Raw genomic sequence first — 13209 nt, 5'->3', positions numbered from 1 at the left:
TTGGCGACGCAAGAGAAAGTTACTGCGCCGCCGGGCGCATATCCCGGCCCCCGCCCTCAACCAAAGCACAAATCAACCATCGCCCCAGAGCCAGCGCCAAAATAGACCAGGGCCAGGAGCACTAGACCCCAACCCCTACCTGTGGCAGACTCCCCGACCCAGCTCCATCACAGCGCCCCCCGGGAGACAAGCATGTTGATGACGACGACAACGAGCATCGCCTGCGCAGAGGCCACGGCTGCGGCAACCGCAACTGCAACCGCAGCCACAGCCGCCCCCCGCGAAATCCTCATGGTCACCACCACGGTCGCCACCGAGGCCGAGGCCAAGCGCCTTGCCCACTCGGTGCTGCATGCGCGGCTGGCTGCCTGCGTGCAGGTGGAGCCCATCACCGCCTACTTCCACTGGGAAGGCGCGCTCGAGGAATGCCGCGAGCTGCGCGTGGCCTGCAAGACCGCCGCCAGCGCCATGCCCGCGCTGATGGCGCTGCTGCGCAAACAGCACCCCTACACACTGCCCCAGCTCGTGGTGCAGCCAGTGCAGGCATCGGCCGAGTACGGCTGCTGGGTGGACGAGCAACTGGCGCCAGCACCCCAGCGCCAGGAACCCGCGATGGCCATGGCTTGAGCAAGCGGAGTAGGGCAGGGCAGGGCGGGTGCATGCGCACCCCCCCAAAAATAGTTTTCAAAAGCGTGTCCCTTTTTCGGGAACCGTTCGGCATGGTTTGGAAGGCGCTGGTCATCAATCGATCAAGCCAGCGCCCGCCACTCCAACCCAACCCGAACGAACCCGAGGAGGACGCGCATGGCGCCCGTTGATGCTGACCACCTGCCGAGCAGCCGCACCCCGCTGCTGCGCCAAGATGCCCCGCTGCTGACCACCCGCGCCACGCCGCTGGCCCGCGCCGCGCATGCGCTGTGCGTGGGCATCGCCATCGCGGCGGCGGCATCGCCCGCCGCCTGGGCGCAAACCAGCGCTTCCGGCGGCACGGCGGCGCAGGCCTCCACGCGCAGCTACGACATCCCCGCCGGCCCGCTGGGCCCCACGCTCTCGCGCTATGCCGGTGCCGCCGGCGTCACCCTGTCGTTCGAACCCGCGCTCACCGAAGGCCTGCGCAGCCCCGGCCTGCAGGGCAGCGTGGCGGCGGTGGACGAAGGCTTTGTGCGCCTGCTCGTGGGCAGCGGCCTCGAAGCCGTGCCGCGCAACGGGGGCGGCTACACGCTGCGCCGCGGCGCGCCAGCGCCTGCGCCCGCAGCGGCGGGCCGCACCTCGTCCACAGACACCCAGCTGCCCACCGTGCGCGTGGCGGCCGAGCGCGAGGCTGCCTGGGGCCCGGTGGAGGGCTACCGCGCCACGCGCGGCGCGGGCGCCACCAAGATGGACGTGCCCGTGCTCGAAACCCCGCAGCAGGTCTCCACCATCGGCGCCGCGCAGATCCGCGACCAGGCCATATCGAGCGTGGCCGAGGCCGTGCGCTACAGCGCGGGCGTGCGCCCGGCGGACTACGGCATCACCGACGACGACGTCTCCATCCGCGGCTTCTACCTCACCGGCACCGGCCTGTACCGCGATGGCATGCGCCTCATCCACAACGGCTTCATGACCAACCTGGAGCCCTATGGCCTGGAGCGGCTGGAGGTGGTGCATGGCCCGGCCTCGGTGCTCTACGGCCAGTCGGCACCCGGCGGCCTGATCAACGCGGTGACCAAGCGCCCGCGCGCCGGCATGCAGCGCGAGGTGGGGCTGGAGCTGGGCAGCCACGACCGGCGCCAGGCCACGGCCGACATCGGTGGCGCGCTCAACGCGCAGGGCACCGTGCTCGGCCGCCTCACCGTGCTCAAGCGCGAGGCCGGCACGCAATGGGATGACCTGCGCAACGACCGCACCTACGTGGCCCCGGCCATCACCCTGCAGGGCGACCGCACCACGCTCACCTTGCTGGCGCACCACCAGCAGGACGACACGGGCTACATCATTCCCTACTACCGCAACACGCCCGCCGGCCCGGCCAGCGAGCGCATCAACGTCAACGGCCCGGGCTCGGGCCACCACAAGGAGGCCTGGTCGCTCGGCTACCTGCTCGAGCACTCCTTCAGCGACAGCCTGACCGTGCGCCACAATCTGCGCTACCTCGACGGCAGCAACCACCGGCTGGAGATGCGCAACCGCGGCCTCATGGCCGACCAGCGCAGCATGGCCCGCCTGGCCATGGTGCGGCCCGACGCCGAGAAGACCCTGGTGATCGACACCCACCTGGAGGCGCGCCTGAAAAGCGGCGAGGTCTCGCACCAGCTGCTGGCCGGGCTCGACTACTACCACTCCAAGCTCGACTGGCGCATCCACTCGCTCAACGGCGCGGTGGCGCCCATCGACCTGGTCAACCCCGTGTACGTGCAGCCCGACTGGGGCAACAACTACCTGAGCGACCGCGCCCTGGCGCGCAACACCCAGGTGGGCCTGTACCTGCAGGACCAGATCAAGCTGGGCGAACGCTGGGTGTTCAGCCTGGGCGGCCGCTACGACACGGCCCGCATCGACACGCAATACGATGCGCGCCTGGCCAACAACACCGCCTTCACCACCACCCACGTGGACCGGCGCGACAACGCCTTCACCGGCCGCGCGGGCGCCATCTACCTGGCGCCCAATGGCCTTGCACCGTACGTGAGCTTCAACACCGCCTTCCAGCCGCCGCTGACCACCGTGACCGCCGTTGACGCCAACGGCACGCCCTACGAGCCCGAGACCGCGCGCCAGGCCGAGGTGGGCCTGCGCTACGCCCCGCAAGGCGCCGGCTACACGCTGAGCGCCGCCGTGTTCGACCTGCGCAAGCGCAACGTGCGCACGCCGTCCACCATCAACCCGCGATTCGACGTGCAGACCGGCGAGGTGCGCAGCCGCGGGCTGGAGCTGCAGGGCTCGGGCGAGGTGGGCGGGGGCTTCTCGGTCATCGGCGCCTACACCTACCTCAACGCCAAGGTCACGCGCAGCAACAATGCGCTCGAAGTCGGCGAGCGCCCGGGCGCCACGCCCGAGCACGTGGCATCGCTCTGGGGCAAGTACCAGCGCGGCCCGCTGGAGCTGGGCCTGGGCGCGCGCCACATCAGCGCCACGGTGGGCGAGCTGCGCGTCGCCACCGGCCCCATCCCCACCAACGACGGCTACACCCTGTTCGACGCCATGGCCGCCTACGACGTGGGTGCCTGGCGCCTGTCGCTCAACGTGACCAACCTCGGCGACAAGCGCTACCGCACCCAGTGCAACACCTTCCGCGGCGGCGCGGAGTTCTGCGCGCTGGGCTTCGGGCGCGAAGTGAAGATTGCAGCTGCCTACCGGTTCTGACGTTGGCAAAGAGGGGGCAGCCTTCACCGTGAAGTACTGCTGCACCATGGGTGTGTGCGGGTAAGCCGGGTATGCGCAAACTGCTGGTACTCCTGCACCGCTGGGCCGGCCTGTTCATGGCCGTGTTCCTCGCCGTGGCCGGGCTCACGGGCTCCGCCATCGCGTGGGAGCACGAGCTCGACCGCTGGCTCAACCCGGGCTTCCACTTCGCTGCGCCGTCCGTTGCGCCGCTGCTGCCCGCCACCGAAGTGGCACGCCGCGTGGAGGCCGCGCACCCCACGCTGCAGGTCAGCTTCATGCCCCTGGCGGCGGCACCGGGCCAGACCCTGGTGATGATGGTGGCGCCGCGCATGGATGCCACCACCGGCCGGCCGCACGTGCTCGGCTTCGACCAGATGGCCGTGCACCCCGCCACGGCCCAGGTGCAGGGCACGCGCACCTGGGGCCAGGCATCGCTGGCGCGCCAGGACATCGTGCCCTTCTTGTACAAGCTGCACCACACCCTGTTCCTGCCACGCGCCTGGGGGGTGGACTGGGCCGTGTGGTTCCTGGGCGCGGTGGCCATGCTCTGGGTGGTGGACTGCTTCATCGCGCTGTGGCTGGCGTTTCCGCGCTGGCGGGCGTGGCGCAAATCCTTCGCCTTCCGCTGGTCGCGCGGCGCGCGCACCGTCAACTTCGACCTGCACCGCTCCGGCGGCGTGTGGACCTGGGCGCTCATGCTCATCCTGGCCGTCACCTCGGTGGCGATGAACCTGCATGACGAAGTGATGGAGCCCGTGGTCAACGTCTTCTCGCGCACCAGCGCGAGCCCTTTCGACGAGCGCCCGCGCCGCTCGCCTGCGCAGCAGATGCCGCCGCAGGTGGACCGGGCCGAGATCGTCGAGCGGGCCCGGGCCGAAGGCCTGCGCCGCGGCTGGCCCGACCCGCCGGGCTTTCTCACCTACCGGCCGGCCTTCGATCTGTACGGCGTGGACTTCTATGTGCCCGGCACCAGCCGCCCCGGCCTGGGCCCGCCGCGCCTGTACTTCGACGGTGCCACCGGCGCCCTGGCCGGCCAGCGCGTGCCGGGTGAGGGCACGGCCGGTGATCTGTTCATGCGCCTGCAGTTCCCGCTGCACTCGGGCCGCATCGCGGGCCTGTCCGGGCGCATCCTGGTCACCGTGCTGGGCCTGGCCGTGGCGGTGCTCAGCGTGACGGGGGTGGTGATCTGGTGGGGGCGCAGGCGCGCGCGGCGCGCGTCGGAGGCCTGCTGAATGCCGGGCGCGCGCCTTCTTCTGCTGGCGCTCAGGCCTCCTGCTGGCGCGCCCGCATGATCTGGTGGCGCTGCCAGTAGTGGCCCACGGTGGCGTTGAAGGCGTCCTTTTCCTTCTTCAGGCCACCGAGCTTGATCTTGCTGGTCTTGGCGCCGAGGCCCAGGGCATTTTTCTCGGGGTGGGTGACGATCAGGGCATTGCCCCAGGTGCTCTCCTTGAATTCCAGCGCCTTGATGGCGTCCCAGGCCACCGTCATGCCGTCGGCCGAGGTGGTGATGCCCTCGATGCTGACGGTCACCGTGTCGCTGCCCTTCAAGGCGTACTGCACCGGCGGAAAGTACTGCAGCACCAGCGCACGCTCTTCGTCGTTGGCGGGCTCGTAGCGGTAGGCCAGGCTGCGCTCGTGCTCTGCCGCAAAGGCCTGCTCGTAAGCGCCCCACATGCGCTGCTCGATGGCATCGGCCGTGAGGATCTGCTGCGCCCAGGTGGCGGCCGGCACGCGCACGACGATGGCGCCGTAGTCGCTCTCGGCCAGGGCCACGCCCACGGAGCGCATGCGCTCGGGCATGGCAGGGTGCGAGTCGAAGGGGTGGGGCACGTTGGCCGTCTTCATCTCCGATAGGAAATCGGCCGATGCGGCATAGGGTGGTAGCCCTTGGGCCACATAGCTGGCAATGCCCAGCGCGGCGGCATCGTGCTTGCGGTTCTGGCCGAAGAGTTCGCTCTCGATTTTGGAGCGGTACTGCGCATAGGCGGCGATCTTCACCAGTGATTGTGCAATCGCATCGGGCGAGACCAACTTGGCGGCCGTGCGGTCGGCCTCAAACTCGCGTGCGCGGCTTTCGCGCGCCAGTGCCACCTCGAAGATGGTGCGGTACAGGTCGATCAGCGGCAGGAAAACGGCCGTCAGGCCGCCCTCGCGCATGGCGTGGCGGTAGTGGTCGTACTGGTGGATCTTGGGGCCCAGCAGCGCGCTGCTCTGGGTGTCGCCGCCGCGCAAATGCGCCAGCTCATGGCCCAGCACGGCATCGGCTTCTGCCTGGTCGAGCAGGCGCAGCAGGGGGATGCTCACGAACAGGGTGCGCCCGGTGAGCCGCTGGTTGCCCACGGTGAGCGGCGCCTCGGTCACGAAGAAGTTGGCGTCGATGCCGGCCACGATGTTGCGCGGCGGCTCGGTCTTCAAACGCTCGGCCATGTGGCGGATGCGTGCCCACAGCAGGGGCGCATCCGCCTCGGTGAGCAACTCGCCATCGACGCCGTTGTTCAGTTGCACCCGCTTGAAGATGCCCACCACCGCCATGAAGACCCCGCACGCGACCAGGATCCCCACCAGGATGATGAGCTTGGGCCAGTACTTGTGCATGAAGAACGCCGTCACCCAGAACGACAGCCACACCGCGAGGGCGCCCTGCACGATCAGCGAGCTGGCGCTGGCCCAGGTGGTCAGGTGCCAGCCGGTGACGAAGCTGGTGTACTGCAGCCGGCGGTTGACGAAAGCCAGTGCACCCAGGCCCAGCACCGCCGCCAGCAGCGCGACCCCGGCCACCATGCTCCACAGCGACACCTGGCGCACCAGGTTGAACTGCCACAGCTCGCCGTAGGTCTCGCACAGGGCCTCGCGGTAGTCCGCCACCTCGGGGTCCTGGTTGGTGCAGATGGTGGAGGGCGGGTTGGCGCGGTAGAAGTCCTTTTGCGCCTGCTTTTCGGCTGCAGGCATGCCCTTTTCGGCATCGATGCGCTGGCTGATGCGCGCGATGAACTGGGCGTCCTCGTCGCGTTGGGCATACCCCGTGAACAGGTAGGCGGCCAGTGGGATCAAGAGCAGCGCAAGCAGCGAATAGGCCAGGTACTTGGCCAGGCCCAGGCGCAGGGCAGAAGGGATGTTCATAGAGGCACGCGAATGGTTGTGTGTGTTTTTCCGGTCCGGCATGGAGCCCGGGGGCGCGCTGGCAGCGCGCCCCTTTCCTCTCTCCATGGCAGCGGATTATCTGGACGCGTGGGCTCTGCGGCTGCGCCAGGAAGTAACACTTGGAACGGCGGCGCCGGTGTGTGACATTTGGCACGGATGCGGCGACAAATGGGTGGCCTGCCGTGGCGGCAGCCCCCGATACCGGGCGCCCGGCCACCCGTGTCGGCTGGCAATGCGCAGGCGGCAGGCAACCGCGAATTACTTCGGGCTTTTCAGGACGACTTCGGCAAAGCAGTAGTACACCATGTCGTCGTCTTCCTTCTGCTTGCAGTTGTTCTCGGCCACCTGCAGGCGGCGCGTGGTGGCCGGCAGGGGCTCGAACTGCACCTTCACGATCTTGCGCTTGCCGGGCCGGATGGTCTCCATCCCCTTCGTGCACGACCTGATGCCCGACACGCTCAGCTGCTTGAGCACCAGCCCGCTGTCCAGGTCCTTGAGCGTGAACGCCTCGGGGCGGTGGTTGGGCTGGATGCAGGCCTCCGCGATCCCGTCGCTGGTGTTGCCCACCACGATGGTCACAGTCGTGCCCTTGGGCGTGACGGTGATGTCCCGCAGAACGGTGTCGCTGTCCTCGGGCAGCGGCATGTTGAGCTTGTAGCTTTGGGCGTGGGCGCTGCCTGCGGCACCCAGGGTGAAGGCTGCCAGGACAGCCGAGGCTGCCAGAATTTTGGTGAACACGGTGACTCTTTTCAAGGGATGGAGAGGGGATTTTTCGGCTGCAGAGCGGGCGCTGCCTGCCGCTCGCGTCACTTCCACTGCCGGCCATCGCCAGCAGCGCAACCGTACGGGGGAATGGACTTGGCAAACCGCTCCTGCAACTGTGCGCAGCCCCAGCGGTTGAGCGGCCCCGGTGCCCTGGAGTTGAGCGCGATGCCGATTTCTTCATAAGGCGACTTGGCCTTGCTGACATAGTCGTACCAGCGTTTGCCGACATACAGCGTGACCACGGCCGTGGCGATCAGGACCACGAGAAGGACTTTGAGTGCAGGGGATTTGTTCAAGAAATGGAGCCCGGTTGGAGGTGTGAAGCGCTAGGCAGGTGCGATTGTGTTGGCGTTCCCTGGCCCATCGGCCCTGGTTTGCGCATTCGTGCCGCCAGTCGTGAAGCAATGCACACATTCGGCACAAGCCGTGGCCGCGGGGGTGTGCAGTGGCTGGTGCGCGCCCGCTGATCGTGCAACGCCTGCAAGCAGGCGGGCGCAACGCCTGGGGTCGGGGCGAGGCGGTCGTGGCGCTTATGCCCGTTTGCCTCCCGGGGTTGTCGGCATGCGCCTGAAATCGTTCTAAAATAAAACTGATTCGCGTTACGGTGCTGCCGTACCCGCGTTGTCAGCCAGTGCCCGGCGGCCCTTCGCGGTCGTCCGGTGGCCCGCAGCCTCTGCGAGCCGCCTGCGCGCCAGCCAGCCAATCCCGCTCCCCCATGACCGACCCCGCGCTTGCTGCCATTGCGTGCAGCGGCTGGGCTGCGCGCGCTCCGCGCATCCATGCGCGCAGTGTCGGCGCGGTGATGGGGGCATGCATTCCTCCACCTTCCTTCGCCCACAGGCCTTCGATGATGTCCCGATCTCCCTTGTCCCTCGCGCCCGTGGCGCTGGCCGTGATGGCCCTTGTCGCCGCCAGCGCTGCCCGCGCGCAAACACCAGCAGAACCCGCCGCCGGCGCCGGCAACGCCACCACCACCAACCTGCCCCCGGTCACCGTGCGTGCCCAGCAGGACCGCACCAGCACCGAAGGCACCGAGCGCTACAACAGCACCCAGGCCACGGTGGGCAAGGCCGCGGCCGAACTCAAGGAGATCCCCCAGTCCATCAGCGTGGTCACCCAGCAGCGCATGGAAGACCAGAACATGCGCAACGTCGAAGAGGTGCTGGAGCAGACCGTGGGCTACGTGTCCGAACGCTTCGACAGCGAATCGGCCTCGTACTCGTCGCGCGGCTTCGCCATCAACAACTACATGATCGACGGTGTGCCCGCACCGGGCACCGCCGCCGCGTGGGATGCCGTTCTGTTCGACCGCGTGGAGCTGCTGCGCGGCCCCTCGGCGCTGTTCAGCGGCGTCTCCAGCTCGGGCGGCGCCGTGAACCTGGTGCGCAAGCGCCCGCAGGATGCCTTCCAGGCGCGGGGTGCAGTGCAACTGGGCTCGTGGTCCACCAAGCGGGTCGAGGTGGACGTGACCGGCCCGCTCAACCAGTCGGGCACCATCCTGGGCCGCCTGTCGGCCGCCAAGCAGGAGGGCGGCACCTACCAGAGTGGCGCCCAGCGCGACCGTTATGCGATTGCCGGCTCGCTCGACTTCAAGCTCGCGCCCACCACCAGCCTGCTGGTCGGCGCGCATGCGCAAAAGGTCGATGGCTGGCTTACCGGCGGCCTGCCTTCGTACACCACCGGCGCGCTGCTCGATGTGCCGCGCTCCACCTGGCTGGGCGCGGACTGGAACCGCTCCGAGCAGGACGAGAAGTATGTCTACGCCGAACTCACGCACCGCTTCAACGACGACTGGCACGCCCGCCTGCACTGGAGCGGCTACCGCAACGACCAGGCCACCAACTACCTGTACCTGCCCAGCGGCCAGGTCACGCCCACCAACGGCCGCACCAGCCTGATGCTGTGGTTCAACCAGACGCGCATCGAGCAGAACGTGCTGGACGCCAACCTCACCGGCAGCTTCAACGCCCTGGGCCGCAAGCACGACGTGGTGGTCGGCGCCGACTGGCGCCGCAACACCAGCGCCACCACCTCGGGCCGCTATGCCAACTACTACGTGCAGGATGTGTACGCGCCCGACCATTCCGCCGTGCCGTACCCTGACCGCCCGGCCACGGCGCGCTCGCAGTCCGAAACCTCGCAGTACGGCCTGTATGGCCAGACGCGCCTGCGCATCACCGACCCGCTGACCGTGGTGCTGGGCGCCCGCGTGAGCTGGTACGACACGCAAAGCCGCAACCTGCTGCCCACCACCGGCGCCTGGACCACCAACCAGGTGGACCACAAGCTCAGCCCCTACGCCGGGCTGACCTATGCGTTCACCCCGCAGGTCTCGGGCTATGTGAGCTACAGCGACGCCTTCACGCCGCAGACGCAGCTGGCCTTTGGCGGCGGCGTGATCGACCCCATCGTGGGCAAGCAGCTCGAAGTCGGCGTGAAGGGCGAGTTCTTCGACCGGGCGCTGACCACCAACGCCGCCGTGTACCGCATCCGCGAGGTCAACCGCGCCCAGGCCGATCCGGTCAACACCGGCTTCTCCATCGCCCAGGGCGAGGTGGAGAGCAAGGGCGTGGAGCTCGAAGTCTCGGGCCGACTCACCAAGCAGTGGAACCTGTACGCCGGCTATGCCTACAACGAGAACCGCTACGTGCGCGATGCATCGAGCGGCGGCCTGCCGCTCAACGCACTCACGCCGCACCACAGCGTCAAGCTGTGGTCGCAGTACCGCTTCAACGACGGCCTGCTCGATGGGCTGAGTGTCGGTGCAGGCGTCAACGCCTACAGCAGCGCCAGCGGCGGCAACGCCACCACCAACACCCACCGCCCCGGATTCGGCATTGTCAATGCCGCCATCAGCTACCGCATCGACCCGCGCTGGACGGTGGCGCTCAACCTCAACAACCTCACCGACAAGGTCTACTGGCAGCGCGTGTACACCACGGGCCGCAGCAACTTCTTCGGTGAGCCGCGCAATGCCAGCGTGACGCTGCGCGCGAGTTACTGACCGCAGCCCGGCGCCGCAGCCGGTATCACACGGCGGAGCAGCTGAAGCTCCCCGCCTTGGCCGGGTCGCCCTTGCCGTCATAGCGTGGGAACTTCGGGTACTCGCACACCGGGCGCTGTAGTACCGGGGTCTGCTTGCCGGCGCGCGGGTCGGCGGGCTCGTAGCGGGTGGCCACCAGCCTGTCGGGCGCGCTGCCGCGTTCCACCCAGGCGTCCATGGCGGCCAGCAGGTCGATGCTCACCGGGTCGGTGCCCGGGCCGTCGAGGTTGTGGCCGATGGAGGGCGAGGTCAGCATGCGCGCAAAGCCCTGCACCTTGCCGGCGCCCAGGCGCTGGCGCACGCTGTCCAGGTACTCGGCCGTGCGGTACACCGACACGCAGGCGTCTCCCATGCCGTACCAGATCAGCAGCTTGCCGCCGTTGTCGGCAAAGGCCGAGATATCGGGGTTGGTCGCATCGATCAGGTTCGCCAGGCGCAGGTACGGGGCCTGGTAGCGGGTGGGGTCGTGCTGGAGCAGGTCGGCCGCAGGGTTGCCCTCCACCAGCCGTGCCGCGGCCAGCGCAGCCATGTAGTTGAACGAGTCGCGTGCCGCAAAGCTGGGGCCGAACACATAGGCCTCCCAGTCCGAGGTGGCCGCGCCGCCGCGCCCATAGCCCGGGTAGCCGCGCGCGCCCTGCGAAAGGGTCACCGGCACGTCCTTGTTCGCGTAGATCAGGCGCACCGATTCGATCTGCCCGGCGGTCAGGCAGCTGTCGCTGTCCGCGCCCTTGCACAGCAGCTCGGTGGGCAGGTAGTTGCAGGCGGCCACGTTGCCGATGATCCCGTCCGCCAGGCCGTCCAGCGCGTCGCAGGCCGCGGTCTCGGCTTTGGCGTACAGCGCGATCTTGGCGGGGCTCAGCCAGTTCTCGGGCCGGGAGAAGACGTGGCGCAGCAGCGTGGGCCCCAGGTTGGTCTGGTGCGCCTGCTGGCTGATGGCGGGCTCCATGGCCACCACGCCGTCGTAGTCCTTGGGGTAGTTCTGCGTGGCGGCCAGGGCCGAGCGCCCGCCGTTGGAGTGGCCGATGTGGTAGCGGCGCGCAGGGCGCTTGCCATAGAAGTCGGCGGCAATGGCAGTGCCCACCTCCAGCACGAAATGGTTGGCATCGAAGGCATGGTTGCGCAGCGCCACGTCGCTCGCGCCCCAGGCAAAGCCGGGCGCCAGGTGGCCCGAGTCGGAGCTCATCTTCACGTAGCTGTGGGCCGACGCGCCGATGATGTGCTGGTACCACGGGTCATCGGTGGGGATGAAGCCGTCGAACGCGCCGCCGCCCACCGTCAGGGTCTTGCCGTTCCACACCGCGCCTGCGGGCAGCTCCACCGCCCAGTGGATGGTGGACTGGGGCGATGAGACGATCTCTCCGCGCACGATGCACACCTCGGGCAGCAGGCCCTCGGCCGCGCGCAGCTCCGTGCGGGTGATGCTGGCGCCGTGGGGCAGGGTGGCCGTGCGGTAGGCCGGGCAGGCCTGGGCCAGCGGCTGGCTGGCAGCGGGGGCACCGCTGTCGCTGCCGCCGCAGGCGGTGAGGGCCAGCGCGGCCAGGGTGGCGGCGAGCAGCGCAGGGTGGCCGCTGGCCGTGCCGGCGGTCGGTGGGGTTGAAAGCATGGAATGCGTCTCCTGTTGTTGCTTGGTTCTTCCGAAGCCTTGGGGCTCCGGGCGCAACGATAGGGACGGGTGGGTGTTTTGACGCCTCTGCAAATGCAGAGGGACAGGGAAAGTACCAGTCACCCCCTGAGTCGCTTCGCGCCTTCCCCCTTGAAGGGGGACGCCCCCGGTGCGGCGGGGCGGCCCTTGCACGGGGGCACTGGCCTCGGCAGCGACAGTTGCAAGCAAGGTGCAGGTTGCTCGGCGTAGCCACTTTGTCACTGCCGGCGCAGCGCGGCGACGAGTTCCACCTTGTTGCGCACCCCCAGCTGCGCGTAGGCGCTGCGCAGGTAGGTGCGCACCGTGGCCGGTGTCAGGCCCAGCGTGGCGGCAATGCCCTTGTACGAATGGCCATGCGCGTACAGCGTGGCGGCGCTCAGCTCGCGCGGGGCCAGCGGCGGCTTGCCGGCGTGGGGCGACGGGATGCTGATTGCCAGCAGCGGCCCACAGGCCTCCAGCCGCAGCCGGCAGGCGCGGCCCAGCGCCAGGCTGCCCGGCAACGTGGCCGGCAGGGCCGCCAGCAGTGCCGGGGGCAGGGCGGTGCCCGACCAGTCCGGGTACGCTGCCTGCAGCGCCAGCCCCACGCGCAGGCCCACGAAGAGCAATTGACCCGCGCCATCGGCCAGCGCATAGCTGTCCCACGGGCCGTTGCCTGCGGGCGCCGTCTGCAACTGCTCCAGCCGGTGCTGCCAGTGGCCCAGCAGGTGCGGCACGAACTCGCCGAACAGCGCCGCCTCCTGGTCCGTGAAGTTCGGCCGGCCCGGGCCGCGGTACATGCTCACGAAGAACATCAGCCCGCTGCGCGGCATGGCCACCGTGACCGCCATGCAGTGGTACAGGCCGTGGCGCCGGCAGAAGGCGTCGATGTCCGGCGGTATGTCCACGCCCTGTGGGGGCAGGTCGTCGGCGCTCTCGCGCAGCACCACGCCCAGGCGGTCCATGGACTGCTGGGCGAACACATCGGCCATGGCCAGCGCATTCCACTCCGTGGCAAAGCCCTTGGCCAGGCCGATGCTGCCGTGCAGCCAGTTGCGCGGCGGCGCATCGGCATGCCCGGCCGACACTTCGCCCCACCAGGCGGTGTCGAAGTCCACCAGCATGCTGCGCATCGTCTCCAGCGCCTGCAGCAGCAGGCCCTCCGGCGGCGCCGTGCGCGCCAGGGCAGCCAGCTGCAGCAGGCTGGCGCTCAGGGCACGCAGGGGCTCGAAGGCGGGGGCTGCCAAGCCGGCAGGCGCTGCCAGTGGCTGGGGGGGGG

General features: G+C 69.1%; 9 protein-coding genes. 4 read left to right on the top strand and 5 right to left on the bottom strand.

What is annotated here, in order from left to right; translation table 11 throughout:
• The first annotated feature begins 192 nt into the window (after positions 1-192).
• The 3 genes from cutA (at position 193) to PMI14_RS31935 (ending at position 4595) form a co-directional block, all read left to right on the top strand.
• Positions 193-627: a divalent-cation tolerance protein CutA gene (cutA, locus tag PMI14_RS31945; RefSeq protein WP_007861660.1), complete on the top strand. Its 435-nt coding sequence runs from the start codon at positions 193-195 to the stop codon at positions 625-627.
• A 177-nt stretch (positions 628-804) separates the two neighbouring features.
• A complete protein-coding gene (locus tag PMI14_RS31940) occupies positions 805-3342 on the top strand; it encodes a TonB-dependent siderophore receptor (RefSeq protein WP_007861658.1) in 2538 nt (845 codons plus the stop codon).
• A gap of 71 nt (positions 3343-3413) precedes the next feature.
• On the top strand, positions 3414-4595 hold the full coding sequence (locus PMI14_RS31935; protein WP_007861657.1) for a PepSY domain-containing protein: 1182 nt from the start codon (positions 3414-3416) through the stop codon (positions 4593-4595).
• Positions 4596-4626: 31 nt separating this feature from the next.
• Here PMI14_RS31935 and PMI14_RS31930 read toward each other — a convergent pair whose 3' ends face one another.
• The 3 genes from PMI14_RS31930 to PMI14_RS31920 all read right to left on the bottom strand — a co-directional run bounded on the left by PMI14_RS31930 (position 4627) and on the right by PMI14_RS31920 (position 7565).
• Positions 4627-6483, bottom strand: coding sequence for a M48 family metallopeptidase (locus PMI14_RS31930; protein ID WP_007861656.1), 1857 nt, complete (start codon positions 6481-6483; stop codon positions 4627-4629).
• Between the two features lie 279 nt (positions 6484-6762).
• Positions 6763-7242 carry a hypothetical protein gene (locus PMI14_RS31925; protein WP_007861655.1) on the bottom strand — a complete coding sequence of 160 codons (480 nt, stop codon included), beginning with the start codon at positions 7240-7242 and terminating at the stop codon, positions 6763-6765.
• 68 nt (positions 7243-7310) lie between these two features.
• Positions 7311-7565 (bottom strand): hypothetical protein, encoded by a 255-nt coding sequence (locus PMI14_RS31920; protein ID WP_035206421.1) that lies wholly within the window; start codon positions 7563-7565, stop codon positions 7311-7313.
• A 554-nt stretch (positions 7566-8119) separates the two neighbouring features.
• Here PMI14_RS31920 and PMI14_RS31915 point away from each other — a divergent pair.
• A complete protein-coding gene (locus PMI14_RS31915; RefSeq protein WP_157405924.1) occupies positions 8120-10273 on the top strand; it encodes a TonB-dependent siderophore receptor in 2154 nt (717 codons plus the stop codon).
• A 25-nt stretch (positions 10274-10298) separates the two neighbouring features.
• Here PMI14_RS31915 and PMI14_RS31910 read toward each other — a convergent pair whose 3' ends face one another.
• Both PMI14_RS31910 and PMI14_RS31905 read right to left on the bottom strand, forming a co-directional pair.
• Positions 10299-11915, bottom strand: coding sequence for a tannase/feruloyl esterase family alpha/beta hydrolase (locus PMI14_RS31910; protein WP_007861652.1), 1617 nt, complete (start codon positions 11913-11915; stop codon positions 10299-10301).
• Positions 11916-12172: 257 nt separating this feature from the next.
• Positions 12173-13177: a helix-turn-helix transcriptional regulator gene (locus PMI14_RS31905; RefSeq protein WP_238541945.1), complete on the bottom strand. Its 1005-nt coding sequence runs from the start codon at positions 13175-13177 to the stop codon at positions 12173-12175.
• Positions 13178-13209 lie beyond the last annotated feature (32 nt).

This window comes from Acidovorax sp. CF316, from assembly GCF_000276605.1.
GTDB lineage: Bacteria > Pseudomonadota > Gammaproteobacteria > Burkholderiales > Burkholderiaceae_C > Acidovorax.
Note: the sequence above shows the minus strand (reverse complement) of the source record. Positions and strands in the feature narration are given on the sequence as shown.